The organism is Rhodoferax bucti (genome assembly GCF_005876985.1).
GTDB classification, from domain to species: domain Bacteria; phylum Pseudomonadota; class Gammaproteobacteria; order Burkholderiales; family Burkholderiaceae_C; genus Allorhodoferax; species Allorhodoferax bucti.
In genome coordinates, this window is the sequence record NZ_VAHD01000002.1 from 913,607 (window position 1) to 937,707 (window position 24,101).

General features: G+C 62.0%; 27 protein-coding genes and 1 pseudogene. 11 read left to right on the top strand and 17 right to left on the bottom strand.

What is annotated here, in order from left to right; translation table 11 throughout:
* Positions 1 to 8 precede the first annotated feature (8 nt).
* Positions 9 to 815, top strand: coding sequence for a DUF2145 domain-containing protein (locus tag FDM28_RS10920; RefSeq protein ID WP_138515247.1), 807 nt, complete (start codon positions 9 to 11; stop codon positions 813 to 815).
* Positions 816 to 819: 4 nt separating this feature from the next.
* On the opposite strand, the gene FDM28_RS10925 is transcribed toward FDM28_RS10920, so the two are convergent.
* On the bottom strand, positions 820 to 1,575 hold the full coding sequence (locus tag FDM28_RS10925) for a sulfurtransferase (protein WP_138515165.1): 756 nt from the start codon (positions 1,573 to 1,575) through the stop codon (positions 820 to 822).
* 9 nt (positions 1,576 to 1,584) lie between these two features.
* Positions 1,585 to 2,028, bottom strand: a complete 444-nt coding sequence (locus FDM28_RS10930) for a hypothetical protein (protein WP_138515166.1) — start codon at positions 2,026 to 2,028, stop codon at positions 1,585 to 1,587.
* Between the two features lie 106 nt (positions 2,029 to 2,134).
* Here FDM28_RS10930 and dnaE point away from each other — a divergent pair, with 106 nt between their 5' ends.
* Positions 2,135 to 5,704, top strand: coding sequence for a DNA polymerase III subunit alpha (dnaE, locus tag FDM28_RS10935; protein ID WP_138515167.1), 3,570 nt, complete (start codon positions 2,135 to 2,137; stop codon positions 5,702 to 5,704).
* Positions 5,705 to 5,781: 77 nt separating this feature from the next.
* Here dnaE and tolA read toward each other — a convergent pair whose 3' ends face one another.
* The 10 genes from tolA to FDM28_RS10985 form a co-directional block, all read right to left on the bottom strand.
* Positions 5,782 to 6,771: a cell envelope integrity protein TolA gene (tolA, locus tag FDM28_RS10940; protein ID WP_138515168.1), complete on the bottom strand. Its 990-nt coding sequence runs from the start codon at positions 6,769 to 6,771 to the stop codon at positions 5,782 to 5,784.
* A gap of 15 nt (positions 6,772 to 6,786) precedes the next feature.
* Positions 6,787 to 7,221: a biopolymer transporter ExbD gene (locus FDM28_RS10945; RefSeq protein WP_138515169.1), complete on the bottom strand. Its 435-nt coding sequence runs from the start codon at positions 7,219 to 7,221 to the stop codon at positions 6,787 to 6,789.
* An 18-nt stretch (positions 7,222 to 7,239) separates the two neighbouring features.
* The gene (gene tolQ, locus FDM28_RS10950; RefSeq protein WP_138515170.1) at positions 7,240 to 7,935 is read right to left on the bottom strand and encodes a protein TolQ; all 696 of its coding nucleotides are present in this window, start codon (positions 7,933 to 7,935) and stop codon (positions 7,240 to 7,242) included.
* Positions 7,936 to 7,954: 19 nt separating this feature from the next.
* Positions 7,955 to 9,136, bottom strand: coding sequence for a pyridoxal phosphate-dependent aminotransferase (locus tag FDM28_RS10955; protein WP_138515171.1), 1,182 nt, complete (start codon positions 9,134 to 9,136; stop codon positions 7,955 to 7,957).
* An 18-nt stretch (positions 9,137 to 9,154) separates the two neighbouring features.
* Positions 9,155 to 9,691, bottom strand: coding sequence for a transcription antitermination factor NusB (nusB, locus tag FDM28_RS10960; RefSeq protein WP_138515172.1), 537 nt, complete (start codon positions 9,689 to 9,691; stop codon positions 9,155 to 9,157).
* The gene (gene ribH / locus FDM28_RS10965; RefSeq protein WP_138515173.1) at positions 9,691 to 10,158 is read right to left on the bottom strand and encodes a 6,7-dimethyl-8-ribityllumazine synthase; all 468 of its coding nucleotides are present in this window, start codon (positions 10,156 to 10,158) and stop codon (positions 9,691 to 9,693) included. Before ribH ends, nusB begins: the two co-directional genes overlap by 1 nt.
* Before the next feature lie 20 nt (positions 10,159 to 10,178).
* Positions 10,179 to 11,294, bottom strand: coding sequence for a bifunctional 3,4-dihydroxy-2-butanone-4-phosphate synthase/GTP cyclohydrolase II (gene ribBA / locus FDM28_RS10970; protein WP_138515174.1), 1,116 nt, complete (start codon positions 11,292 to 11,294; stop codon positions 10,179 to 10,181).
* A gap of 153 nt (positions 11,295 to 11,447) precedes the next feature.
* Positions 11,448 to 11,849 (bottom strand): RNA-binding S4 domain-containing protein, encoded by a 402-nt coding sequence (locus FDM28_RS10975; protein WP_138515175.1) that lies wholly within the window; start codon positions 11,847 to 11,849, stop codon positions 11,448 to 11,450.
* A gap of 14 nt (positions 11,850 to 11,863) precedes the next feature.
* A complete protein-coding gene (locus FDM28_RS10980; protein WP_206021949.1) occupies positions 11,864 to 13,291 on the bottom strand; it encodes a sensor histidine kinase in 1,428 nt (475 codons plus the stop codon).
* Positions 13,288 to 13,962: a response regulator transcription factor gene (locus FDM28_RS10985; RefSeq protein WP_138515176.1), complete on the bottom strand. Its 675-nt coding sequence runs from the start codon at positions 13,960 to 13,962 to the stop codon at positions 13,288 to 13,290. The genes FDM28_RS10980 and FDM28_RS10985 overlap by 4 nt, the downstream gene beginning before the upstream one ends.
* A gap of 105 nt (positions 13,963 to 14,067) precedes the next feature.
* Here FDM28_RS10985 and FDM28_RS10990 point away from each other — a divergent pair, with 105 nt between their 5' ends.
* The 6 genes from FDM28_RS10990 to modC all read left to right on the top strand — a co-directional run bounded on the left by FDM28_RS10990 (position 14,068) and on the right by modC (position 19,784).
* Positions 14,068 to 15,033: a Bug family tripartite tricarboxylate transporter substrate binding protein gene (locus FDM28_RS10990; protein ID WP_138515177.1), complete on the top strand. Its 966-nt coding sequence runs from the start codon at positions 14,068 to 14,070 to the stop codon at positions 15,031 to 15,033.
* Entirely contained in the window at positions 15,030 to 15,539 is a 510-nt protein-coding gene (locus FDM28_RS10995; RefSeq protein WP_138515178.1) for a tripartite tricarboxylate transporter TctB family protein, read from the top strand. The genes FDM28_RS10990 and FDM28_RS10995 overlap by 4 nt, the downstream gene beginning before the upstream one ends.
* Entirely contained in the window at positions 15,539 to 17,047 is a 1,509-nt protein-coding gene (locus FDM28_RS11000; RefSeq protein WP_138515179.1) for a tripartite tricarboxylate transporter permease, read from the top strand. Before FDM28_RS10995 ends, FDM28_RS11000 begins: the two co-directional genes overlap by 1 nt.
* A 163-nt stretch (positions 17,048 to 17,210) precedes the next feature.
* Positions 17,211 to 17,990, top strand: a complete 780-nt coding sequence (modA, locus tag FDM28_RS11005; RefSeq protein ID WP_138515180.1) for a molybdate ABC transporter substrate-binding protein — start codon at positions 17,211 to 17,213, stop codon at positions 17,988 to 17,990.
* A gap of 19 nt (positions 17,991 to 18,009) precedes the next feature.
* Positions 18,010 to 18,693 (top strand): molybdate ABC transporter permease subunit, encoded by a 684-nt coding sequence (gene modB, locus FDM28_RS11010; RefSeq protein WP_420853017.1) that lies wholly within the window; start codon positions 18,010 to 18,012, stop codon positions 18,691 to 18,693.
* Positions 18,690 to 19,784 carry a molybdenum ABC transporter ATP-binding protein gene (gene modC, locus FDM28_RS11015; protein WP_138515181.1) on the top strand — a complete coding sequence of 365 codons (1,095 nt, stop codon included), beginning with the start codon at positions 18,690 to 18,692 and terminating at the stop codon, positions 19,782 to 19,784. The genes modB and modC overlap by 4 nt, the downstream gene beginning before the upstream one ends.
* 25 nt (positions 19,785 to 19,809) lie before the next feature.
* Here the strand turns inward: modC and FDM28_RS11020 are convergent, their stop codons facing one another.
* The gene (locus FDM28_RS11020; protein ID WP_138515182.1) at positions 19,810 to 20,451 is read right to left on the bottom strand and encodes a LysE family translocator; all 642 of its coding nucleotides are present in this window, start codon (positions 20,449 to 20,451) and stop codon (positions 19,810 to 19,812) included.
* 15 nt (positions 20,452 to 20,466) lie between these two features.
* Complete coding sequence (locus FDM28_RS11025) at positions 20,467 to 20,697, bottom strand: SlyX family protein (protein ID WP_420853014.1); 231 nt, start codon at positions 20,695 to 20,697, stop codon at positions 20,467 to 20,469.
* 146 nt (positions 20,698 to 20,843) lie between these two features.
* On the opposite strand from FDM28_RS11025, the gene FDM28_RS11030 reads away from it, so the two are divergent.
* Both FDM28_RS11030 and FDM28_RS11035 read left to right on the top strand, forming a co-directional pair.
* Positions 20,844 to 21,173, top strand: coding sequence for a hypothetical protein (locus FDM28_RS11030; RefSeq protein ID WP_138515183.1), 330 nt, complete (start codon positions 20,844 to 20,846; stop codon positions 21,171 to 21,173).
* Positions 21,161 to 21,940: a type 2 periplasmic-binding domain-containing protein gene (locus FDM28_RS11035; protein ID WP_138515184.1), complete on the top strand. Its 780-nt coding sequence runs from the start codon at positions 21,161 to 21,163 to the stop codon at positions 21,938 to 21,940. Before FDM28_RS11030 ends, FDM28_RS11035 begins: the two co-directional genes overlap by 13 nt.
* Here FDM28_RS11035 and FDM28_RS11040 read toward each other — a convergent pair.
* From FDM28_RS11040 to FDM28_RS11050, 3 genes are read right to left on the bottom strand one after another with little or no spacing between them, the layout of a single operon-like run.
* Positions 21,937 to 22,164, bottom strand: a complete 228-nt coding sequence (locus FDM28_RS11040; RefSeq protein WP_138515185.1) for a hypothetical protein — start codon at positions 22,162 to 22,164, stop codon at positions 21,937 to 21,939. The two genes, FDM28_RS11035 and FDM28_RS11040, sit on opposite strands and share 4 nt — an antisense overlap.
* Before the next feature lie 5 nt (positions 22,165 to 22,169).
* Positions 22,170 to 23,273: a ferrochelatase gene (gene hemH / locus FDM28_RS11045; protein WP_138515186.1), complete on the bottom strand. Its 1,104-nt coding sequence runs from the start codon at positions 23,271 to 23,273 to the stop codon at positions 22,170 to 22,172.
* Positions 23,274 to 23,302: 29 nt separating this feature from the next.
* Positions 23,303 to 23,617 (bottom strand): helix-turn-helix domain-containing protein, encoded by a 315-nt coding sequence (locus FDM28_RS11050; protein ID WP_138515187.1) that lies wholly within the window; start codon positions 23,615 to 23,617, stop codon positions 23,303 to 23,305.
* Positions 23,618 to 23,692: 75 nt separating this feature from the next.
* Between FDM28_RS11050 and FDM28_RS17665 the strand changes: the two are divergent.
* Positions 23,693 to 24,101: pseudogene (locus FDM28_RS17665) on the top strand (hypothetical protein); the annotation flags it as partial.

Below are 24,101 nucleotides of genomic sequence, written 5' to 3' on the forward strand. Positions count from 1 at the left end.
TTACCTCCATGCAGCGTTGCTTAGCTGTCAGCCTGCTGGTTTTTGCGTGTGCGGGTCAAGTGCACGCCGGCCGTGCTTGTAATGAGCCGCAGGACCTGAAGCCTGAGACCGTGGAGAAGTCCATGACCTTGGCCTGGAGGACGCTACAGGCGCTGGATGCCAGCGGCGCCAAGGTGGTGGTCATGGCACGTGCAGGGCAGGACCTGAGCAAATACGGTGTGCGTTACTCGCACCTGGGTTTTGTGTACCGGCAAGACGCCCCGGATGGTGGGCATGCATGGCGCGTGCTGCACAAGCTCAATCTGTGCGGCACCGCGGAATCCGCCATCTACCGGCAGGGACTTGGCGAGTTCTTTCTGGATGACCTCTGGCAATACGAAGCGGCCTGGGTCGCACTCAGCCCGCAAGCCCAATCTGCGATGCTGAGAGTGCTACTGGATGCACAGCAATCCCTGGTGCTCCACCAGCCCCGCTACAACATGGTGGCGTATCCGTGGGCAGAAAAGTACCAGCAAAGCAACCAGTGGGCGATCGAAACACTGGCCTTTGCGATGACGGCCGGCACTGCAGAGCCAGTGACCAATCGCACTCAGGCGCAGAGCTGGTTACATCGCGCCGCTTACCAGCCTACGACCCTAACGATCACCCCTTTGGTGCGCCTCGGAGCGCGCATGACCAAGGCGAACGTGGCGTTTGATGACCACCCGGATGAGAAGCGCTATTCCGACCGGATTGAGACGGTGACGGTGGACTCCGTATTCGCCTGGCTCAAGCGCGCCAACCTGTCCGCTGGCGACCCAGTGGTCCTGCGCTAGCCGCTTAGGCTTCGCTGCTGTGCTGCAGGCCGGTCGCCTGCAGATCTGCCCCGAGTGCCCGGCGCTCGTCGAACACAAAGCAGCCGCCTTGGTAGTGGCTGCCGTCGGTTTCCTCGAAGTATTTGAGGATGCCGCCTTCGAGCTGGTAGACGTGCTCCAGGCCTTCTTCCCGCATCAGGATGGCGGCCTTTTCGCAGCGGATGCCGCCGGTGCAGAAACTCACCACGGTTTTGTCTTGCAGCTCGCTCAGGTGGCTGCGCAGGGCATCAGGGAACTCAGTGAACTTGGTGATGCGCCAGTCAATCGCACCTTCAAAAGTGCCTTCATCCACCTCAAAATCATTGCGCGTGTCCAAGGTAACCACTGGCCGACCTTCGTCGTCATGCCCCTGATCCAGCCAGCGCTTCACCGTGGCGGGTGCCACCGAGGGCGCACGGCCATCGGCGGGTTTGATGGTGGGGTGGTTCATACGGATGATCTCGCCCTTGACCTTGACCAGCATTTTTTTGAAGGGCTGTGTGTCCGACCAGCTTTCTTTGGGGGCAATGTCCGCAAAGCGCGCGTCTTGCTGCAACTGGCGCACAAATCCACGCACATCGTCTGCCGGGCCGGCCAGAAACATGTTGATGCCTTCTTCCGCCAGCAGGATGGTGCCTTTGAGCTGCAGAGCTTGGGCGCGGGCGAGCAACACGTCGCGCAGGGCGGGGGCGTCCGGAATCGGGACGAACTTGTAGGTGGAAATATTGAGTACGGTGTTCACCCGCCGATTTTAATTGCCGGCGTCTTGCGCTTCTGCCGGGGGGCCTAGCAGCTGCGCTTGTGCCCAGGCTCTGGCGCTGCCTGCATCGGCAAATACCCGGGAGGTGATGATGCCGTCCAGCAGCGTTTCAAACCGGCTGCGCAACAGGGATGCGCCTTCCACATGTGGAGCGATCACAAAGGCCACCGCCCGCAATAGCGAGCCTGCCGGTCGACTGGCGTAGTCGGCACGGGTCTGGGCATAAATGTCCGGGCCGTAGACCAGGGTGTCGTGCATGTGGTTGATGATGCACCAAGGGCCGGCCGCATTCAGGGCGGGCACATGGGCTTTCATTTGCTCGGCGATCAGGCTGCGCATCTCGGCGTTCCAATCGCCATGCATGTGGGCGATCAGCAGGCCCGGGGCGCGCTCTACCAGCGCTGAGCCATGAGGGTTAAAAAGGCGGTGCGGCATAGTTATTTTGAAGTGTCTCCAACGCACGGTGTCCGTGAGTGCATTGTGGTGTACCCCTCACCCGCTGCGAATACGGTAAACCCCTTAAGAAACCTACAATGACCGCATGTTTGTACACCTGCGCCTTCACACCGAGTTTTCTGTCGTTGACGGAACCACCCGCATCGACGATGTCATCAAAATGGCCGCCAAAGACGGTCAACCGGCATTGGCCATTACCGACCTGAACAACCTGTTCGGGGCCATCAAGTTTTACAAGGGCGGGCGGGGCAAGGGAGTCAAACCGGTCATAGGCGCAGAAATCATTTTGGAAGGCCTGGGCGGCGACGCTACCGCAGTGACGCGCATCATTTTGCTGGTGCAAAACAAGCAGGGTTATCTCAACATCTCCGAGCTGATTGCCCGCGCCTTCACCCAGAACGTGGTGAAAAACCAGGCGGTGATCAAGCTGGCTTGGCTTAAAGAGCTGAATGAAGGCCTGATTGCGCTCTCCGGCGCACAAGCCGGGCCGGTGGGGCAGGCGCTGGTGCAGGGTGACACCGCCCGGGCGCACGATGTAGCGCTGCAATTGGCGGGTGTGTTTCCGCACCGTTTTTATATCGAGCTGCAGCGCGCCGGCCGGGCCGATGACGAGGCCCATGTGGTTGCTGCGGTGAAGCTGGCCGCCCGCATGAAACTCCCGGTAGTGGCCACTCACCCCATCCAGTTCGCCGAGCAGGACGACTTTGAGGCGCATGAAGCCCGCATCTGTATTGCCGATGGGGAGATTCTGAGCAACCCCAAACGGGTGCGTCGCTTCACCCGCGAGCAGTATTTCAAGACTTCCGAGCAAATGGAGGCCTTGTTTGCCGACATTCCTTCTGCCATTGCCAACACGATCGAGATTGCCAAACGCTGCAGCCTGACGCTGGTGCTGGGCAAACCGCAGCTGCCCGCCTTCCCCACGCCCTTGGTGAACGGCCAGCGCATGACGCCCGAGGAGTATTTCCGCTACGCGTCGTTCGAGGGGCTGAACGAGCGCATGGTGCACCTCTATCCCAACGAGCAAGAGCGCGCGGCCGAGATGCCGCGCTACGTGGATCGGCTGGAGTTTGAGTTGGGCACCATTTTGAAGATGGGTTTCCCGGGCTACTTTTTGATCGTGGGTGACTTCATCAACTGGGCCAAAAACAATGGCTGTCCGGTGGGTCCCGGCCGCGGCTCCGGTGCCGGCTCGCTGGTGGCGTATGCGCTCAAGATTACCGACCTGGACCCCCTGCGCTACAACCTGCTGTTTGAGCGGTTTTTGAATCCTGAGCGGGTCTCCATGCCCGACTTCGACATCGACTTTTGCCAGACCAACCGGAACCTGGTGATCGACTATGTGAAAGACAAGTACGGCAAAGACGCCGTGAGCCAGATTGCCACCTTCGGTACCATGGCCGCCCGCGGTGTGGTGCGCGATGTGGGCCGTGTGCTGGACATGAGCTACACCTTCTGTGATGGCATCAGCAAGCTCATTCCCAACAAGCCGGGCACCAACGTGACCTTGCAGTTGCCACCCACCGATGGCAAAAAGAGCGACAAATACGTTTACGCCACCGAGGCCGAGCCCATTCTGGCGGAGCGCGAAGCCAAGGAAGAAGACGTCAAAACCCTGCTGGAGATGGCCCGCAAGCTCGAGGGCATGACCCGCAACATCGGCATGCACGCCGGGGGCGTGTTGATTGCGCCGGGCAAGCTCACCGACTTCTGCCCGCTCTATCAGCAGCCCGGCAGCGAGTCCGCCGTCAGCCAGTACGACAAGGACGATGTGGAAGCCATCGGCCTGGTGAAGTTCGACTTTTTGGGCCTGGCCACACTCACCATTCTGGAAATTGCAGCCGAGTTCATCCGCAAGCGCCATCCGGGGCAAGAAAAGTTTGCGTATGAGAACCTGCCGCTGGACGACCCCAAGGTCTACAAGCTGTTCAGCGAAGGCAAAACGGAGGCGGTGTTCCAGTTTGAAAGTCGCGGCATGCAGGGCATGTTGCGCGACGCCAAGCCCAGCCGCCTGGAAGATCTGATTGCCCTGAACGCCTTGTACCGCCCCGGCCCTATGGACCTGATTCCGAGCTTCGTGGCACGTAAGCACGGGCGCGAGCAGGTGGAGTACCCGCACCCTGCGGTGGCCGAGATGCTCTCCGAGACCTACGGGATCATGGTGTACCAGGAGCAGGTGATGCAGACGGCCCAGATTCTGGGTGGCTACTCACTGGGCGGCGCCGACTTGCTGCGCCGCGCCATGGGCAAGAAGAAGAAAGAGGAGATGGACGAGCACCGGGGCATTTTCCGCGCCGGTGCGTTCAAGACCCACGGAATCCCCGAAGAGAAGGCCGATGAGGTGTTCGACTTGATGGAGAAGTTCGCGGGCTACGGCTTCAACAAGTCGCACGCGGCTGCTTACTCCTTGCTGGCGTACCACACCGGCTGGATCAAGGTGCACTACACCGCCGAGTTCTTCTGCGCCAACATGACGGTGGAAATGGACGACACCGACAAGCTCAAGGTGCTGTTTGAAGACGCCGAGAAAATGGGCCTGAGCTTTGAGCCGCCCAATATCAACCGCGGCTTCTACCGCTTTGAGCCGATTTCCAACAAAGAGATTCGCTACGGCCTGGGTGCCATCAAAGGCACCGGCGAGCAAGCGATTCTGGCCATCGTGGCTGCGCGCGAGGGCCGAGGCCCGACTGAAGAGGCCGGCCCGTTCAAGAGCCTGTTTGACTTCGCCCGCCGGGTAGACCGCACCCGCCTGAACAAGCGCTGCGTGGAAGCACTCATCAAGGCCGGCGCCTTTGATACCTTGCACCTGAACCGGGCCGAGTTGGTCGCCTCCATGGATCGCGCGTTTGAGTTTGCGGCTGCGTCTGCGGCCAATGCCAACCAGGTAGGTTTGTTTGACATGGGGGGCGAGGATGACCATGGTTCCAGCACCCAAGAGCCCGATTTGGTGGAGGTGATGCCCTGGGGCGTCAAAGAGCGGCTGACGCAAGAGAAGACCGCCGTGGGCTTCTACCTGTCAGGCCATTTGTTTGACGAAGTCGCCACCGAAGTCCGCAAGTTTGCCCGGCGCCCGATTGAGGAGTTGCAGGATTCCCGCGAGCCGCAGCTGTTAGCCGGCATCGTGACGGATTTGCGCGTCATCAACGGGCAGCGGGGCAAGCTGGCGCTGTTCAAGCTGGACGACAAGTCTGCCATGATCGAAGCCCGCGCTAGCGAAGCCTTGCTCAACACCTACAAAGACTTGCTCAAGGACGACGAACTCATCATTGTCGAGGGCAAGGCTATGCCGGACCGGTTCTCAGGCGGCATGCAACTCACCGTGCAACAAATCTGGAGCCTGGAGCAGGCGCGTTGCCGCTTCGGCAAGTACCTGCGGGTGCCGGTGCTGCTCAGCGGCAGCACCCGTACGCCGGATGTGGCGGCGCTGGTGCGCGAGTTTCCGGCAGTGCGCGAACAGTCGGAACACGGTGAGTTGGTGCGTGGCCTGTCGGTACGGCTGCAACTGGTATGCGACGCCCCGGAGGATGCGCTCGTTCAGCAAGCCAGCGCCGAGCTGCACTTGGGCGAAGATGCCAAGTTCTACCCGAGTGATGCCGCTTTGGCCAGCTGGCGTGCCCATGCAGCCGGCGGTGCGGCGGCCATTGCCTACGACTGATTTAGGGGTGAAATAGACCTCTAGCGCACATGGAATGTGCGCGAGCAGCTATCGAAATGATAGCTGCTTGTGATCGCTCAAGGGCCGACCAGGGTCTGCGGCGAGATGACGATGATCATAGGCGACCAGACTTTGCCATCGTCCAGCGGCAGCTTGCGGGTTTTGTCGATCGCGTTTTCGGCTGCATCGTCCCACGCCTTGTTGCCACTGCGCTTGATGATGCGCTTGCTCAAAATTTCGCCGCTGGCACTCAGGCTCACCTCGATCTCCGTTTTTGGGTTGCCCACAATCGTGTCGGTGAAGGTGATATTGGGTTTCACGGCGGCTTGAATGCGCCCGCTGTAGTTGGCCCCCGGGCCGGAGCTCTTAGCGGCGGTGCCTGTGGAGTTCGCCGACCCACTGCCGGAGGCTCCAGCCAGTCCGGTCAACCGGTTGAGCTGCTGCTGGCGTAGTTCTTCGGAGCGCTTGGCTTCTTCTTTGGCGGCGCGCTCGGCTTTTTGCTTGGCTGCGTCGGTGGCCTTGGTTTTGTCCGCTTTTTCTTTGGCTTCGCGGGCCGCTTTGTCTTTGGCGAGCTTCTCTTTGTCTTGCTGCTCTTTCAGGCGCGCCTGGGCCGCACGGTCTTTCTCGAGCTTGTCTTTGGCGGCTTGTTCTTGCTGCCGCTTTTCGCGGGCTTTGCGTTCTTGCGCCAGCTTGGCTTCCAGCTCTTGGGCTTTCTGCTCTTCAATACGCCGCTCTTTTTCCTTGGCCAGCGCAATATCCGCTTTGCTGGGTGTGTCCGGCGGGGCTTGCTTTTCTACGGGGGGAGGGGACGGTTTCACCTCGGGGGCGGCTTCGGGTTCCGCCTCGGGGGGCTGCTCTTCAGGCGGCGGCGGAGGCGCGGCTTCCTGGGGGATGGCCGACCACAACTCGGCTTCGACGGTGGCCGGCGGCAGCTCCCGCTTCCATGCCACGCCGACGGCCAGTACGGCCACCAGCGCTGCGTGGGCGATGAGTGCCATCACCACGGCACGCAGCATGCCGGGCGTGTGGGGAGGGGCAAACTCTTGGCGAGTATCGGCTGCGGGCATATCCAGAGGTCAGGCTCAGTTCGCCAGCTGGACCGACAGGCCCACGCGCTGGATACCGGCACGCTGTAGCGTGTCCATGACCTTGACCACGCTCTCGTACTTCACATTTTTATCCGCACTGATGACGACGGCAGAGTTGGTGAGCGCCGCGCCGTCTTTGCCGGTTTGGGCTTTTTGCACGGTAGCCGCCAAGTCCTTGATTTGCACTGCCGTGGTTTGCTCTTTCACCTTCACCTCCAATGCGTCATTTTTGTTAAGCACCACCTGGATGATCTGGTCCGGCTGGCGCGCAGCTTTGCCCACGCTGGGCAGGTCGATCATGCTGGGGGTAATCAGCGGAGCGGTCACCATGAAAATGATCAGCAGCACCAACATCACATCGATGAAGGGCACCATATTGATCTCGTTGATGGTGCGGCGACCCCGGCCACGACCTGCGACTGCTGGCATGTTGCTTCCTCGGTCTGCTTAGCGGGCCGCAGGTGCGGGTTGGGCGCTGACGTTGCGCTGCAGGATGTTGGAGAACTCTTCGATGAAGGTTTCCTGCTGGATGGCAATGCGGTCCAAGTCGCGCGCAAACCGGTTGTACGCCACCACGGCAGGAATGGCCGCAAACAGGCCAATGGCGGTGGCCACCAGGGCTTCTGCAATGCCGGGGGCCACAGTGGACAAGGTCACCTGCTGCAGCGATGCGAGGCCGGTAAAGGCGTGCATGATGCCCCACACCGTGCCGAACAAGCCCACATAGGGTGACACAGAACCGACGGATGCGAGGAAGGACAGGTTGCTCTCCACCTCGTCCATTTCGCGCTGAAAGCTGGCGCGCATGGCGCGGCGGGCACCGTCCATCAGGGTGCCCACGTCGCTCACGCGGCGCTCGCGAAGTTTTTGGAACTCGCGCATGCCGCTGGCAAAAATGCGTTCCATCGGACCACAGGTCTGAGCGTTGCGGCTGGCGGCGTTAAACAAGTCATTGAGGCTGGAGCCAGACCAGAAGTCGCGCTCGAACGCTTCGTTCTGGGTCTTGACCCGCTTGAGCGAAAACAGCTTGCGGAAGATGGCCGCCCAGCTGGCGATGGACACCAGCATCAGCAGGCACATCACGGCTTGCACCACGATGCTTGCATTCAGAACCAGGTGCAGGATGGAGAGGTCTTGATTCATGGTGATTCAGGTAAACGGTTCACAGCATCGCACGCAAACGCTGCACGGCTGTTTCTAATTGTTTCATGGAGCTGGCAGTGGAGAAACGCACAAACTGTGCCGTTTGCGCAGTACCGAAGTCGCGCCCCGGGGTGATGGCCACATGCGCGCGGTGCATCACCTCGAATGCAAACTCCCAGCTACTCTTGAGCCCCAGTTTGGCACAAAGTTCCGAGCAATCGGCCCAGGCGTAGAAAGCGCCATCGGGTTGCACCGGCACACCAAAACCCAGGTCACGCAGCGCGGGGATGAAGTAATCCCGCCGTGCCTTGAACTCAGCGCGCCTTGCCTCGTACAGCGCAATGCTCTCGGGCTCAAAGCAGGCCAGCGCTGCATGCTGCGCAATCGTGCTGGGGCAGATGAAGAGGTTTTGCGCCAGGCGTTCAATCACTGGCACCAGCGATGGGGGCACCACCATCCAGCCCAGGCGCCAGCCGGTCATGTTGAAGTACTTGCTGAAGCTGTTGATGCTGATGATGTGCTCATCAATGGCCAACGCAGTGTGGCCGAACTGGTCGTCGTGGCTGAGCGCGAGGTAAATCTCATCGATCAGCGTGATGCCGCCCTTGGCCTGCACCACCGCATGGATGCGGCGCAGCTCGTCCGGATGGATGGAGGTGCCGGTGGGGTTGGAGGGAGATGCCAGCAGCACACCCCGTGTGCGCGGGCCCCAGGCACTTTCCACTTTGGCGGCGCTGAGCTGGAAGCGCTCGTCCGCGCTGGTTTCCAGCAACACCGCCTTGCCCTCTGCAGCGCTCACAAAGTGGCGGTTGCAGGGATAGCTGGGGTCCGGCATCAACACCTCGTCGCCCGGCTCGATCAGCGCCATGCAGGCGAGGTGCAAGGCGGCAGAGGCACCGGCAGTGACCACGATGCGCTCTGCGGCCACGTGCACGCCAAAGCGGCTGGCGTACCAGGCACTGATGCGTTCGCGCAAGGCGGGCAGGCCGGTGGCCGCGGTGTATTGGGTCACACCGTCGCGGATGGCCTTTTCAGCTGCTGCTTGCACCAGCGGGGGCGCGGTGAAGTCGGGCTCGCCGATATTGAGAAACACCATGGGCGCATCGGTGTGCGCCACTTGTGCGGCCAGGGCAGAAGCTGCCTTGGCAACCTCCATCACATAAAACGGCTCAATGTTCTGTGCGCGTGAGGAAATGTGCATGCGGGGTGTTCTGCGGTGTCAGGCAGCGGATTTCTTGTTGCGCTCTGCTTCAATTTCAATAGCGCGCAGCTGAGGTGCAATGCCGTTCAGCACGCCATTGACGTATTTGTGGCCATCCGTGCCACCGAACTCTTTGGCGAGTTCGATGCATTCGTTGAGCACCACACGCCATGGCACATCCAGGCAGTGCTTCATTTCGTAAGCACCGATCCACATCACTGCATGCTCGACGGGGGAAATTTCCGTCATGGGGCGGTCCAGCTTGGGAACGATGAGCGCATCCAGCTCTTCAGCCTCTGCAATGCAACCATGCAGTAGCGCATCAAAATGGACGGCATCGGCCTTGTTGAAGCCGGCCAGGTCCCGGGTGAACGGATCGATATCGTCCACTGCATTGCGGCCCACGATGCTCTGGTACAGGCCCTGCAGCGCAAACTCGCGCGCACGGGTGCGGTTGGATTTGCTGGCCGCTTTGCGGGCGCCGGTGGCGGTCAGGCCGGTGCGGCTCTGGCGTGGGGGGCGCTTGGTGCCGGAGGTGTTGGGGGTGTCGCTCATCAAATGCTCTCCAGCAGGTTGGCCATTTCCACCGCGACTTGGGCTGCATCGCGGCCCTTGTCGGTTTGGCGGGCAATGGCCTGTTCCAGGTTTTCGGTCGTGAGGATGGCATTGGCCACCGGCAGTTGGTAGTCCAGCGAAATGCGGGTCACACCAGCGCCGGACTCATTGGCTACCAGCTCAAAGTGGTAGGTCTCGCCGCGGATGATGCAGCCCAGCGCGATCAAGGCGTCGTACTTGCCTTTTTCTGCCATTGCTTGCAGTGCCACGGGCACCTCCAGTGCGCCCGGTACGGTCACGTGGTCGATGTCTTTCTCCGCCACGCCCAAGGCCAGCAATTCGGTTTTGCAGGCGTTGGCCAGTGCGTTGGTAATGTCCGCATTGAAGCGGGCTTGCACGATGCCGATGTTGAGTTTTTTACCGTTCAAACGGTCGGAGGCTGCGGTGCCTTTGTCTGCGCCAAACATGGGTGGTTCCTTGGTTTGAATTATTTGGTGATGTAGCCGGTAATTTCCAGGCCGTAGCCGGTCATGCTGGGCATGCGGCGGGGGCTGCCCATCAATTGCATTTTGTGCACGCCGCACTTCAGCAGAATCTGGGCGCCGATACCGTAGGTGCGCAGGTCCATGCGACCCCGCTCCGGGGCCTGGGATGGGCGGGCGGTGCCCTCAAACTGCTCGAGCAACTGTGCGCCACTCTCGCCGCAATTGAGCAGCACGACCACGCCTTTGCCTTCAGCGGCAATGTGGGCGAGGGCGGTATCCAGGCTCCAGGAGTGCATGCTGCGGTTGACTTCGAGGGCGTCCAGCACCGAGAGTGGCTCATGCACACGGGCCGGTACCACGGTGCCGGCATCCCACTGGCCTTTGACCAGCGCCAAGTGCACGCCGTGGCCGGTGCTGTCTTTGAACGCATGGGCGGTGAACTCGCCATAGGCGGTTTTCATGGTGCGGGTGCCGACCTGCTCGATCAGCGATTCCATCTGGCTGCGATGCTGGATCAGGTCAGCGATGGTGCCGATTTTCAAACCGTGCTCGGCCGCGAAAAGTTGCAAGTCGGGCAGGCGGGCCATGGTGCCGTCGTCTTTCATGATCTCGCAGATCACGGCAGCGGGGCTGCAGCCGGCCATGGCAGAGAGGTCACATCCGGCTTCGGTGTGGCCTGCACGCATGAGCACACCGCCATCCACCGCCTGTAGCGGGAAAATGTGGCCGGGCTGCACCAGATCGGCGGCCACTGCGTTTTTCGCCACAGCGGCTTGTACTGTTTTGGCGCGGTCGGCAGCGGAAATGCCGGTGGTGACGCCTTCGGCCGCTTCAATGGAAACGGTGAAGGCGGTGCTGTACACGGTGCCGTTGCGCGCTGCCATAGGAGGCAGTTTCAGGTGCTCGCAACGCTCCCGGGTCAGGGTCAGGCAGATCAGTCCGCGGCCGAATTTGGCCATGAAGTTGATGGCTTCGGGGGTCACGTGGTCGGCAGCGAGTACCAGATCGCCTTCGTTTTCACGGTCTTCTTCATCGACCAGAATCACCATCTTGCCCGCGCGCATGTCGGCGACGATGTCTTCAACGGGGGAAATGGGCACGGGAGTGAGGGTGGTCATGCAGAAGGGCTTTCCAAAACTCGTTTGATAGCGGGGCCTTGAGGGTGCTGCATTCCAGTCGGATGCGCGGTGCCTCAGTAGTAACCCCCGATTATCGCCGCTTTCAACAGGGGCTCCGGTGCGGGCGGCCCGCAAAGCGCCTTAGTAGGGGGCTCAGTCCAGCGAGGCGCTCCAGCGCTCATTCCAGCCGGTTTGCAGAGCGCGGCGGTCCCGCTTGGTGGGGCGGCCACCTGCAATGGAATGGGCCGGTTCGGGGCTCAGGCGCTGCTGCTCGGCAGCCGCCAGGCGCTCGCGGATGCTGTCTTCGGTTTCGGCATACAGTTTTTGGGCCACAGGTGCCGGGCCGCGCTGTTCGCTGATTTGCAGAATTTCTACCGTGCGTTTGACTTTGCCCTGCCAGATGGTGAGGGTGTCACCTATCTTCACATCTTTCGCGGGTTTGACATCGCGGCCCTCCCACTGCACCCGGCCCAGGTTCACCTCGTCCGTGGCCAGCGAGCGGGTTTTAAAAAACCGGGCGGCCCACAGCCATTTGTCGATCCGGGTGCTTTGCATGCGTGGGGTAGGTGTCAGTTGGGGTGGGCGGGGTGGAGTGGCAATCGTACACAAGCATCCAGGCCGGTGCAGGCGCCATGTTCCATCCGGTTGGTGAGCGCAATGCTGCCGCCCAGGGCGAGCACCATTTCGCGGGTGATCGTCAGACCCAATCCCGAGCCCGAGTGCCCGCTGCCGGCCGCAAACGGTTGGAACAGGCGCATGCGCAGTGCCTCTGAGATACCGGGGCCGCTGTCTGCAATCGTGAGCTGGGCCTGCCCGTCTGCGGCATGCAGATGAATGTGCAGGCGGCCACCGTCAGGCGTTTGCCGGATGGCGTTATGGATCAGGTTGCGGGCCATTTCGCGCAGCATCCATTCATGAGCGAGCACGTTGCAAGGCTCGGTCGCCAGCTCAAAGTCGAGGTTTTTTTCGGCAATCAGGGCGGACAAGTCCAGGGCAATGGTGCGCACCGGCTCAGCCCAGTCCATGGCGTCAAAGTCTTGCTGCTGGCGCACTTGCTCGACCTTGGCCAAGGACAGCATTTGGTTGGCGAGCTGGGTGGCGCGGTCCACGGTGGATTCGATTTCTTCCAGCCCTTGCTGCGCTGACACATCGCCCCGTAGTGCGGACTGCACCTGCACCTTGAGCACTGCCAGCGGGGTGCGCAGCTGATGGGCGGCATCCCGCACAAAGCGTTTCTGGTGGTCCAGCAGGTGTTGCAGTTTGTGCATGACATGGTTGGTCGCAACCGCCATGGGCTGAATCTCCAGTGGGAGCTCGGCAGCGGGCAGTGGGGTGAGGTCGTCTTCGCTGCGCTGTTCGAGGTCGTTGCTCAGTCGGCGCACCGGCCGGGTGGCCCGGTCTACCACCAGCAGCACCACGCCGGTGATCACGGTTATCAGAATCAGTTGGCGCTGCAAGGTGTCTACCAGAATCTGGCGGGCCAGCGTGTGGCGCAGTTGCAAGGTCTCTGCCACCTGCACCATGGCCATGGTGCGTTCGCGGCCGCTGGCCACCGGTTGCAGCAGCACGGCTACGCGCACCGCATCGCCGCGGAATGTCGCGTCATAAAAATCCACCAAGGCCGCGTAGGGACCTTGTTGGGGAATCTTGCCGGTCCAGACCTCCAAGTCCTGTTCGCCGTCCACCCAGTTACCTCGGGCGTCAGATACGCGGTAGCTCATGCGGCTGCGGTTGTCGGCTTCAAAGGCTTCCAAGGCAGAGTAAGGCACCTGTGCGCGCAGACGGGCTTGTGCGCCATGGCCTTCAATATCCAGCAATTCGCCGATGGCTTTGGCCGATGCGAGCAAGGTCCGGTCATACGCCGTATTCACTGCGGCCAGGGCTTGGCGGTACAGGCTGAAGGTGTCCACCGCAACAAATAGCAAGATGGGGATCAGGATGCCCAGCAGCAGGCTCTTGCGCAGGGACGGCATGGCGCTGCGGCGTGGTGTGCTCATGCAGCTTTGAGCAGGTAGCCCAGGCCCCGCAGGGTGACCAGACTGACATGGGTGGCGCTGAGTTTTTTGCGCAGGCGGTACACCACCACTTCAATCGCTTCAAATTGCACATCGGCCTGACCGGGAAACACCACTTCAAACAGCCGCTCTTTGCTCACTGCATGGCCGGGGCGTGACATCAGGGCTCCCATCAGCGCCAGCTCTTTGGGCGTGAGGTCCAGCACCTGGTGGCGGTGGTAGATAGCGCCGCTGTTGCGGTCCAGTCGTAACTCGCCAACCTGCAGATCGTTGCTTTGCACCACCGGGTTGTCTGCGTTGCGGCGGTGCAGGGCCCGCACACGTGCTTCCAGTTCATCCAGGTCAAAGGGCTTGGGCAGGTAGTCGTCTGCGCCGGCATTGAGGCCCAGCACCTTGTCGCCCACGGTACCGCGTGCGGTGAGGATGAGCACCGGGGTGCGCAGGCCGCTGCGTCTGGCTTGTTTGAGCACGTCCAAGCCGTCCACCCCGGGCAGGCTCAGGTCCAGCACCACTACATCGGGTTGCAGGTCGGTCCAGTGCTGCAGGGCCAAGGCTCCGTCACTGCACACATCCACCCGCATTTGCGCGCGCACCAAGCTGCGTTGCAGGGTAGTGTGCAGGGCCGGATCGTCTTCAATGAGGAGCAGATGCATGGGCAACAGGCCAGAAATTTTGCGGGTTTTCCCTAGGGATTTTGGACAGCCGAATGACAGCCACGGCCCGCATCATAGGGCCACCAACAACCATAGGAGACCCCCATGCGTCGCGATACCTTCCTCAAATCCATGGCAGTGATGGCCGCTGCCGGTGCATTGCCTTTGTCGGCCCGCGCAGCCACCAACCTGAAGATGATGCTGCCCGCCAACCCCGGCGGCGGCTGGGACGGCACCGGCCGCGCGCTGGGCAAAGCCCTGATTGATGCCAAGCTGGCAGACACCGTGCAGTACGAAAACAAGGGCGGTGCCGCCGGCGTGATCGGCTTGGCCCAGTTTGTGAACTCCGCCAAGGGCGACCCGAACTCTCTGATGGTGATGGGCGCGGTCATGCTGGGCGGCATCATCACCGGCAAGCCTGCCGTGTCTCTGGACAAGCTCACACCGATCGCCCGCTTGACTAGCGAGTACAACGTGTTTGTAGTGCCGGCGGACTCCCCCCTTAAGACCATGAAAGACGTGGTCACCCAGATGCAAAAAGATCCCGGCAGCGTGAAGTGGGGCGGTGGCTCCCGCGGCTCCACGGAGCACATCTGCGCTTCCATGCTGGCCACCAAGGTCAATGTGGACCCCAAGAAGGTCAACTACGTGGCCTTCCGTGGCGGCGGCGAAGCTACTGCGGCCATTTTGGGTGGCAACGTCACCGTGGGCGGCAGCGGTTACAGCGAGTTTGCGGAGTACATCACCGCTGGCAAGATGCGCGCGATTGGCGTGACCTCGGAAAAACGCCTGCCCGGTCTGGCCAATGTGCCCACCATGCGTGAGCAAGGCTATGACGTGGTCCTGGGCAACTGGCGTGGCGTGTATGGCGCAGCCGGCATCACCCCTGAGCAACGTGCGGCCTTGACCGACATGATTACCAAGGTCTCCAAGTCCAAGGGCTGGGCCGAGGCGCTGGAGAAGAATGCCTGGACCCCCGCCGTGTTGACCGGCAAGGCGTTTGACGACTTTGTGGATGCCGAGTTCGCCAGCCTGCGCGGCATCATGCACCTCTCTGGAATGCTGTCATGACCCCTGCGCTGAAAGCGCGGCAGGAAGCTGCCGTTGCCATCGGCGTGCTGCTCCTGGCCCTCGGGCTGGGGGCGGGCGCGTGGATCATTCCGTCAGAAGCCGGATATGCGGGGGTCGGCCCCGACTTCTTGCCCTGGGTGGTCTCGGTGGCCTTGTTTTTGTGTGGTGCCTTTCTGCTCTGGGAAGTGCGCCGGGGAGGCTTCAAGGATCTGGAAGTCGGTGACGACGGTGAGCAACCTTACTGGCCCGGTTTTGTCTGGATGTCGGTAGGCCTGCTAGTGAATGCCGCGCTCATTACCACCATTGGCTTCATTTTGAGCTGTGCCGTGTGTTTTGTGCTGGCATCGCGGGGCGCTCGGCTCTCCCAAGGGCAACCCTCCGGCACCGCCCGGACCTGGGCTACGGATGCAGTGGTCGGCTTGCTGATCTCGGCGCCGGTGTACTGGATGTTTACCAAGTTTCTGGCTATCAGCTTGCCAGGTTTGACCCAAAGCGGATGGCTGTAATGGATATTTGGAACCAACTGATTCAAGGCTTCATGACCGCCGGCACGCCGGTGAACCTGTTGTGGGCCTTTGTGGGCTGTGCATTGGGCACGGCAGTGGGCGTGTTGCCCGGCATCGGACCCGCCACGGCAGTGGCGATGCTGTTGCCCATCACCACCCAGGTGGAAGCAACCGCTTCCATGATCTTTTTTGCCGGTATTTACTACGGCGCGATGTACGGTGGCTCCACCACCTCCATCTTGCTCAACACGCCGGGCGAAACCTCCAGCATGGTCACGGCCATGGAGGGCAACAAAATGGCCAAGAGCGGCCGGGCTGGTGCCGCACTGGCGACCGCCGCTATCGGCTCTTTCGTGGCGGGCAGCATTGCCACCGTGGTGGTGACCCTGTTTGCCCCGCTGGTGGCGGAGTACGCGGTCAAACTCGGCCCACCGGAATACTTTTGCCTGATGCTGCTGGCATTTACCACGGTGAGCGCGGTATTGGGGCAAAGCACCTTGCGCGGCCTGACCGCCTTGTTTCTGGGCTTGGCCATCGGCCTGATCGGTATGGACCAGATCACCGGCCAGGCCCGTTACACCGGCAACATGCCGGAGTTGCTGGACGGCATTGAAATCGTGCTGGTTGCGGTCGGTTTGTTTGCGGTGGCAGAGGCGCTGCACTTTGTGCTGTTCGAAGGCAAGGTGGTGGAAACCGAAAACAAGCTCAGCCGTGTCACCATGACGGCGCGTGACTGGAAGCGCTCAATTCCCGCCTGGATCCGGGGCGCTGCCATCGGGGCACCTTTTGGTTGCATTCCTGCGGGCGGTACCGAGATACCTACCTTCTTGAGCTACGCGGCGGAGAAGAAGCTGGCCAAAGGTGACAACCTGGCTGAATTCGGCACCACAGGCGCGATCGAAGGTGTGGCGGGGCCGGAAGCGGCCAACAACGCTACGGTGACTACTGCGCTGATTCCCTTGCTGACGCTGGGTATTCCGGTGTCCAACACCACGGCGGTGTTGCTGGGAGCCTTCCAGAACTACGGCATTCAGCCTGGCCCGCAGCTGTTCACCACATCGTCCGCGCTGGTGTGGGCCTTGATTGCTTCGCTGTTCATTGGCAACGTCATGCTGTTGGTGCTGAACCTGCCCATGGTGGGCTTGTGGGTGAAGTTGCTCAAAGTGCCCAAGGCACAGCTGTACGCTGGCATTTTGATCTTCGCCACCGTCGGCACTTACGGCATGCGCCAAAGTGCGTTTGACTTGGTGCTGCTGTATGCCGTGGGTGTGTTGGGCTTGGTGATGCGCCGCTTCAGCTTCCCGACGGCACCGGTGATCGTCGGCATGATTCTCGGGCCCTTGGCCGAGGCCCAGTTGCGCAATGCCATGTCCATCGGGGAAGGCAGTGCGATGATCTTCTTGCAGCGACCCATGTCGGTCTTCCTGTTGGTGGTGGTGCTGTCGGTGCTGGTGTTGCCCCGGGTACTCAAGCGCTTTCAGGCCAAAGCGGTAGAACAGCTGGTTTGATGCTCAAATAGGCCTCTAGCGCACGCTGAATATGCGCAAGCAGCTATTAAATTTATAGCGTTTGCAGGCGGTAGAAAGACGGGGCACTCTGGTGCCCCGTTTCCTTTTCTGCTGCCGGGGCGGTGGCGAGCGAGCCCGCACTGGCGGGTGCTAATCTCGGGTTATGGCAAATTTTTGGAAAACTGCGGTGCTGCGTGGGGTGTTGACCGTGGCCGGGTGGGCCTGCGGTGTAGCGGGCGCGCAGGCCGACACAGCGTTGGTGGCGGTAGCGGCCAACTTCAGCGGCACTGCGCAGCAGCTCGCGGCAGACTTTGCGCGCAGCAGCGGCCACCGTATTCAACTGGTGCCCGGCGCCACCGGAAAGCTGTATGCGCAAATCCGCAACGGCGCTCCCTTTGATTTGTTGTTGTCAGCGGATCACGCCACGCCCGCGCGCTTGGTGAAAGAGGGTGCAGCGGTGCAGGGCAGCCAGTTCACCTACGCCACAGGCCGGCTGGTGCTGTGGAGCAAACAGCCCGGGCTGGTGGACGCCCACGGCGAGGTGCTGCGCAGCCGCTTTGAGCGCCTCGCTATCGCCGACCCCAAAGTAGCTCCCTATGGTGCAGCGGCCCTGGAAGTGCTGGACCAACTGCAACTGCGCAGCCAGGTGCAGGCGCGCCTGGTGCAGGGTGAGAGCATTGCGCAGACCTACCAATTTGTGTTTAGCGGCAATGCGCCCTTGGGCTTTGTGGCGCTATCTCAGGTCATGGCGGATGGCCGCATTACAGAGGGCTCCGCCTGGGTGGTGCCCGCCCGCCTGCACACCGCGCTGCAGCACGATGCGGTGCAGCTCCAGCGCGGCAAAAGCAATGCGGCCGCGCAGGCCTTTTGGAGTTACCTGGCCTCAGAACCCGCCCGCGCGGTAATCCGTAGCCACGGCTATGAAGACGGTCCGGGCCGGTGAAGCGGGAGCCATGAGCGTGATTCCTATCAGCGCGGAAGACTGGGGGGCGATCCGCCTTACCTTGCGGCTGGCCGGCACCACCACGCTGGTATTGCTGTGCTTGGCGACCCCTTTGGCGTGGTGGCTGGCGCGTTCGGGGTCACGCTGGTGCGGGGTGGTGGCTGCGGTCGTGGCCCTGCCGCTGGTGTTGCCACCCACGGTGCTGGGCTTTTACTTGCTGGTGAGCATGGGGCCGCAAGGGTGGCTGGGGCACATCACGCAGTGGTTGGGCGTGGGGCTGTTGCCGTTCACGTTCACCGGTTTGGTGGTGGGCTCGGTGCTGTTCTCTCTCCCGTTTGCGGTGCAGCCCTTGCAGCACGCTTTTGAAAATCTGGGCGACCGTCCGCTGGAAGTGGCCGCGACCTTGCGGGCTTCGCCCTGGGACACCGCTTGGCATGTGGTGTTGCCCCTGTGCCGGCCCGGTTTTGTGACGGCTGCGGTACTGAGCTTTGCCCACACGGTGGGAGAGTTCGGCGTGGTGCTGATGCTGGGGGGCAATATTCCCGAAGCCACCCGCGTGGTTTCCACCCAGATTTACGGCCATGTGGAGGCGCTGGAATACACCCAGGCTCATTGGCTGGCAGGGGGAATGGTGGTGTTTTCGTTTGTGGTGCTGCTGGTGCTGGGTTGGCTGAATCCGCGCGGTAGCCGCTTGCGCCCATGAGTGACGCGCTCAACCACATCCAGCTGCGACTCGACAAGCCGGGCTTTCGCCTGGAAGTCGATGTGCACCTGCCACAACGCGGCATTGCCGTGCTGTATGGCCCCTCGGGCTCGGGCAAAACTACCTTGCTGCGTTGTCTGGCCGGGCTGGAGCGGCCCCGTGATGCTTCCATTCGCATCCACAACACGCTGTGGCAGGACGACGCCGCCGGCGTGTTTGTGCCTACTTGGCAACGCCCGCTGGGCTATGTGTTTCAAGAAGCCAGCTTGTTGCCTCATCTGGATGTGGCCGGCAACCTGGAGTTCGCCCGCCGCCGGGCGGCACCAGCGCGCCAGGGCAGCCCGCTGTTGACCCCGGAGTTCGCGGTGAAGACCTTGGGCCTCGCGCATTTGATGCAGCGGCGCACCACCGATCTCTCGGGGGGCGAGCGGCAGCGGGTAGCCATCGCCCGGGCACTGGCCACCAATCCGCAGTTGCTGCTGCTGGATGAGCCCTTGGCCTCGCTGGACGAAGCCCGCCGCCAAGAGGTCATGCCCTGGCTGGAACGCTTGCGCGATGAGCTTCACATTCCCATGGTGTACGTGTCGCACGCCGCAGACGAAGTCACGCGTCTTGCCGACACCTTGGTCGTGCTGGAGCAGGGGCAGGTGCGTGCTTGTGGCCCTTTGCAGGCGCTGATGGCGGGCACCGACCCCGTGCTCCATTTGGGGGGGGATGTGGCGAGCCTGGTGCTAGGGCAGGTGGCAGCGCACGATACGCAGTGGCACCTCACGGAGCTGCGCTTTGCCGGTGGCAGCTTCTGGCTGGCCGATGCCGGGCTGGCAATGGGCCAGACGGTGCGCCTGCGCGTATTGGCCCGCGATGTGAGCATTGCCACCCGGCAGCCTACCGGCGTCAGCATTCAAAACGTGGTGGCCTGCACGGTGTTGAGCATCTTGCCGGACCAGCACCCCGCCCAGGCGCTGGTGCGCTTGGACTGCGCGGGCACCGGCTTGTGGGCAAGGCTGACCCGCCGGGCGGTCGATCAGTTGGGTTTACACGCCGGGCAAGCTGTGTGGGCCCAGGTGAAAGCCATGGCGCTGGCCCGCTAGTGCGGGTGTCACAGCGCTGCGTTATTTAGCTTTTGGCGGCGGCCATGAGTGCCGCAAAGCCCACAAATACGCCGCCGGTGAGCCGGTTGAAAGCGCGCATGACCGTGGCACGGCGCAGGTAGTTGGCCAGCTGCTTGCCACTGGCGGCATACACAAAATACCAAGCGACTTCCACCACCGCAAAGGTGCTCAGCAAAATGCCGAACTGCGGCAACTGGGGCACCTCCGGGTTGAGAAACTGCGGAAAGAAGGCCGCGGCAAACAGAATGGCTTTGGGATTACTGGCCGCCACCAGGGCGCCTTGGCGGTATTGGGCCCACATGCTGCCCGCTGCTACTTGAGAGTGGGGGGTAGCGGCCTGTGTGGTTTCGGGTTGGTCTGTCACTGGCGACCGCCAGCACTGCACGCCCAGGTAGGCCAGATACGCCGCGCCCAGCAGGCGCAAGCCGTCAAACACGGCCGGAAACGCTTGCAACAGCGCCCCCAACCCCGCAGCCGAAAGGCTCAGCATCAGCATCAACGAGGTCATGCAGCCCGCCATACTCACGATGGCCGCGCGCATGCCATCGCGTGCGCTGGTGCTCATGACCAACAACATATTGGGGCCGGGCGTGGCAGACACCACGAACGTCATCATGACAAACAACCACCAGGTGTGAAGCGACATGTCAAAACTCCAATTTCAGTAATGCGGGGGCAAGTCATCACGCAGATTGCGTGCGGTGCCGGGTTCGGGGGCCTGCTGCCGCAGGTGGGTGAGCTCGCGGATGAGCAAATCGATTTGTTCCTGCTGGCGGATGATGATGCTGTCCAGCTGGTCCAGGGTGTCTTCGAGGTAGCTTGCCTTGATCTCCAGATCGTTCAGGCGTTGCTCATTGCGGTCGTTCATTTCCATGGGGGTATTGGACACCATGCGGCGGGACTGGCCCTTTGACTTCGGGATTTCGTGCAAAAAAATACCATCTGGATCAAGGCAACGGCGTGGTGCTGCGGCGCTGCTTGAGGTTGAATTTGCAAAGCAAAAATATTACTGCACAACTACCCAAACGCTGTTTCCCTATGACCACGCCCAAGAGTTCTCTACCTGTTCCGCCAGTGCGCGGCATAACGCGCCGCCGCACCCTCATCTGCGCCGTGGGTGGCCTGGCTGCCATGGCGGGTACCGGTGCTACAGCGCTTGCGCAAGCTAACCCGGTGCGTGTGCTGCGCTTCAGCGATCATGAGCCCCTGGGCGGTATGCGTCCCCGTTTTTTGAATGAGGTGCTGTTTCCGGCCATCGCCCATGAGTCGCAGGGGCGCTTGCGGGTCGAGGCCCAATGGGGCGGCACAGGGGCCAGCTCGTATGAGGCCGGCTCGGGCGGCAGCCCGATCTGGACATGGACACCGTAGTCCCCGAATACACCGCCAAGGAATTACCGCTGCACCAGATATTCAAGAGCTTCCCCGTTGGCCCCACGGGTGGGCAGCAGCTTGCTTTCTTTCGGCAGGTGTATCGCGACGTGCCCGCATTCACCCGGGAACTGGCCGCCCAGCAAGTCATGCCGCTGTACTTTGGCACGGGGTATCCGCTGGCATTTTTCAGCAAGGCTGCGCGGGACACGGTGAGTGACTTGGGCCAGGGCAAATGGCGCACAGCCAGTTTTTGGCACCAAGATTTTCTGCGCCGAAGCGGTGCCACGCCAGTCACCATGCCGTGGAGCCCGGATGTGGCCACTGCCTTGGGCGATGGCCGGCTGGATGGCTTAGTGGTCAATGTGGACAGCGGCTACCTGCTCAAGGCCCATGACATGGCCCCCCATGTGATGGTGTCTCAGGATCTGTGGCTAGGCCACTTGTACTTGGTCGCCATGAAGCAGAGCGTGTGGGCTGGCCTGCCGCTGCAAGACCAACAAGCCTTGGTCCGGGCTACCGAGCGGGCCTATGCGGCCTTGGGCCGGGTGATGGATGAGAGCTTTTTCACGCAGCTTGACGATTTGCGCGCCGCCGGTGCCCACGTGCGTGTATTGAGCCGCCATGAGGCGCTTACCTGGCAAGGCATGACGCAGTACCGCAGCGCACAAGCCGCTTGGGCGGAGCAGCAGCGCACGCAGGGCGTAACGGATGCCCCCGCAGTGATGGAGCAGGTTGCGGCCCTGATGCGCGAGGCGCTTCGCTAGGGCGCAGTGGCTGCCACCTCAATCCCCAGCGCCGATAGCTTCTTGGCATAGGCATCCCGGCGCTTGGCGGCTTTGGCGGAGGTGTCGATGGCGGTTTGTATCGCCTTGGGGCCTTTTTTCTCAGCTGCCTTGATCAGGCTGAACTTGTGGGCCGCCTCGGCCTCCGCCCGTCGGTAGGTCGCAATCAGGTCGGCGTGGGCGCTGTGCGGGTTTACAGAGGTCATGGCGTTTACTGCTTGGCACCCAGCGCTAAAGCGGCTTTGCGTGAGGCCTCCCGCTCCGCCGGGTCTGGGCGCTCTTGGGTGGACCAGCCACTCAAGTGGGTTTCGGTGATCTTGCACAGGGCGGTGATCCACTCGGGGTCATCGTTCAGGCAGGGGATGTAGTGAAACTCTTTGCCGCCTGCGTGCAAAAAGGCTTCGCGGGCTTCCATGTTGATTTCTTCCAGTGTTTCCAGGCAATCGCTGGTGAAGCCGGGGCAGATCACGTCCACACGCTCCACACCGGCTTGGCCCATCTCAATCAAGGTGGGCTCGGTGTAGGGCTCCAGCCATTTGGCGCGGCCCAGGCGGGACTGGAAGGTCACCTTGAACTCGTCCTTGCGCAGGCCCAGCGCCTCAGAAACCAGGCGCGCTGTCTTGAAGCATTCGCAGTGGTAGATGTCGCCCAGGTGCAGCGTGCGCTCGGGCACGCCGTGAAAGCTCATCACCAGTTGGTCGGGGCGGCCATGGGTTTTCCAGTGGCGCTGCACGCTGGCCGCCAAGGCGGCGATGTAGCCGGGGTGGTCGTGGTAATGGTTCACAAAGCGCAGCTCGGGGATGGAGCGGGTTTGCTGACCCCACTGGTACACCGCGTCAAACACGCTGGCGGTGGTGGTGGCGCTGTACTGCGGATAGGCCGGAAGGATGAGTACGCGGGTAAAGCCTTCCGCCTTCAGTGCGCTGAGCTGGGAGGGGATGTTGGTGCTGCCGTAGCGCATGGCCCAGCGCACTTTGACCTGATGGTTACGCTGACCCAGCCAGCCTTGCAGCAGCTTGGCCTGCTTCTCAGTCCAGACCTTGAGGGGCGATCCTTCGGGCGTCCAGATGCTGGCGTATTTGGCGGCCGACTTGGCGGGCCGAAAACGCAAAATGATGCCGTGCAGGATCAGCAACCACAGCAGGCGTGGAATCTCCACCACGCGGTGGTCGCTCAAAAACTCGGCCAGGTAGCGGCGCACGGCCGGGGTGGTGGGCTCGTCCGGAGTGCCCAGGTTGCACAGCAGCACCGCGGTGCGGGCTTCCTGGCCATGGGTGTAGGAGGGTTCAGGAGAAAAAGGGGAGGGGAGTGCCATAAGTCTGGATTGTCCGGTAGCTGGGGTTGTCAGACCGCGTCGGGGCTTTTGCTGGTGTCGGGCGCTTCGGTCTCTCTGGGTACCAGTTGAAGGGTGGGGTGCTGGCCGGTGAGTAGCAAAAACATGGCGAACACGGGGCCTTGCATATTGCGCTCATCGGTGGTGCTCTCCAGCGCTTGCCAAGTGCGCGACTGCAGGCCGCCCCGGCTGCCGGTCTGCAGCGAGTAGCCCATGAGTTCGGCAGCCTGTGCCTGGTTCAGGCCAGCGGCCAAGCGCGCGGCTTTGAGCTGTTCGCCAGAAGGAATGGGCATCGAAAGTGGTGTCAGCGGGGTCGTGGTCGGCATGGTGGGCACCAATAGAGGAGGCAAAAACGGGAAGGGCACAATGGGGTGAATGACACTCCCAATAGTAGCCGCCTCATGCCAAGCCGCCCCATGCTGAACCTGAGCGATATCCGCGCCATTACCCTCGACCTGGACGACACTTTGTGGCCGGTCTGGCCCGCTATCCACCGGGCGGAGGACATTCTTCACCACTGGCTGTTGGAGCATGCGCCGCTCACTGCCGTGCTCTACGCTGACCCGCACCAGCGCCGTATCCTGCGGGCAGACACCGAGGCGCAGTGGGCCGACCATGCCCATGACCTGAGCGTGCTGCGGCGCGAGTCCATCCGCCTGGCCTTGCAGCGCGCTGGGGAATACGGCGGATTCAACCGGTCGTCGCAACACCGGGTTACGCGACAGATTTTAGATACTCGTTCAGCGCTTCTGCTGGTGTCTTCCAATTCAACGTTTTGCGTGGCCTGTTGTTCAAGGTCAGTGCAACGGC

Bases quoted from the DNA above. Each gene is read 5' to 3' on its own strand.
- FDM28_RS11030 (WP_138515183.1), top strand. From the start codon at position 20,844: ATGACCACGCCCAAGAGTTCTCTACCTGTTCCGCCAGTGCGCGGCATA.
- FDM28_RS10980 (WP_206021949.1), bottom strand. From the start codon at position 13,291: ATGAGCACACCACGCCGCAGCGCCATGCCGTCCCTGCGCAAGAGCCTG.
- modA (WP_138515180.1), top strand. From the start codon at position 17,211: ATGGCAAATTTTTGGAAAACTGCGGTGCTGCGTGGGGTGTTGACCGTG.
- FDM28_RS10945 (WP_138515169.1), bottom strand. From the start codon at position 7,221: ATGCCAGCAGTCGCAGGTCGTGGCCGGGGTCGCCGCACCATCAACGAG.
- tolQ (WP_138515170.1), bottom strand. From the start codon at position 7,935: ATGAATCAAGACCTCTCCATCCTGCACCTGGTTCTGAATGCAAGCATC.
- hemH (WP_138515186.1), bottom strand. From the start codon at position 23,273: ATGGCACTCCCCTCCCCTTTTTCTCCTGAACCCTCCTACACCCATGGC.
- FDM28_RS11020 (WP_138515182.1), bottom strand. From the start codon at position 20,451: ATGTCGCTTCACACCTGGTGGTTGTTTGTCATGATGACGTTCGTGGTG.
- FDM28_RS10990 (WP_138515177.1), top strand. From the start codon at position 14,068: ATGCGTCGCGATACCTTCCTCAAATCCATGGCAGTGATGGCCGCTGCC.
- dnaE (WP_138515167.1), top strand. From the start codon at position 2,135: ATGTTTGTACACCTGCGCCTTCACACCGAGTTTTCTGTCGTTGACGGA.
- FDM28_RS10955 (WP_138515171.1), bottom strand. From the start codon at position 9,136: ATGCACATTTCCTCACGCGCACAGAACATTGAGCCGTTTTATGTGATG.
- FDM28_RS10920 (WP_138515247.1), top strand. From the start codon at position 9: ATGCAGCGTTGCTTAGCTGTCAGCCTGCTGGTTTTTGCGTGTGCGGGT.
- FDM28_RS10975 (WP_138515175.1), bottom strand. From the start codon at position 11,849: ATGCAAAGCACCCGGATCGACAAATGGCTGTGGGCCGCCCGGTTTTTT.
- FDM28_RS10995 (WP_138515178.1), top strand. From the start codon at position 15,030: ATGACCCCTGCGCTGAAAGCGCGGCAGGAAGCTGCCGTTGCCATCGGC.
- FDM28_RS11035 (WP_138515184.1), top strand. From the start codon at position 21,161: ATGGACACCGTAGTCCCCGAATACACCGCCAAGGAATTACCGCTGCAC.
- modC (WP_138515181.1), top strand. From the start codon at position 18,690: ATGAGTGACGCGCTCAACCACATCCAGCTGCGACTCGACAAGCCGGGC.
- FDM28_RS10930 (WP_138515166.1), bottom strand. From the start codon at position 2,028: ATGCCGCACCGCCTTTTTAACCCTCATGGCTCAGCGCTGGTAGAGCGC.
- ribH (WP_138515173.1), bottom strand. From the start codon at position 10,158: ATGTTTGGCGCAGACAAAGGCACCGCAGCCTCCGACCGTTTGAACGGT.
- nusB (WP_138515172.1), bottom strand. From the start codon at position 9,691: ATGAGCGACACCCCCAACACCTCCGGCACCAAGCGCCCCCCACGCCAG.
- FDM28_RS11050 (WP_138515187.1), bottom strand. From the start codon at position 23,617: ATGCCGACCACGACCCCGCTGACACCACTTTCGATGCCCATTCCTTCT.
- FDM28_RS11040 (WP_138515185.1), bottom strand. From the start codon at position 22,164: ATGACCTCTGTAAACCCGCACAGCGCCCACGCCGACCTGATTGCGACC.
- tolA (WP_138515168.1), bottom strand. From the start codon at position 6,771: ATGCCCGCAGCCGATACTCGCCAAGAGTTTGCCCCTCCCCACACGCCC.
- FDM28_RS10985 (WP_138515176.1), bottom strand. From the start codon at position 13,962: ATGCATCTGCTCCTCATTGAAGACGATCCGGCCCTGCACACTACCCTG.
- FDM28_RS11000 (WP_138515179.1), top strand. From the start codon at position 15,539: ATGGATATTTGGAACCAACTGATTCAAGGCTTCATGACCGCCGGCACG.
- FDM28_RS11025 (WP_420853014.1), bottom strand. From the start codon at position 20,697: ATGGTGTCCAATACCCCCATGGAAATGAACGACCGCAATGAGCAACGC.
- ribBA (WP_138515174.1), bottom strand. From the start codon at position 11,294: ATGACCACCCTCACTCCCGTGCCCATTTCCCCCGTTGAAGACATCGTC.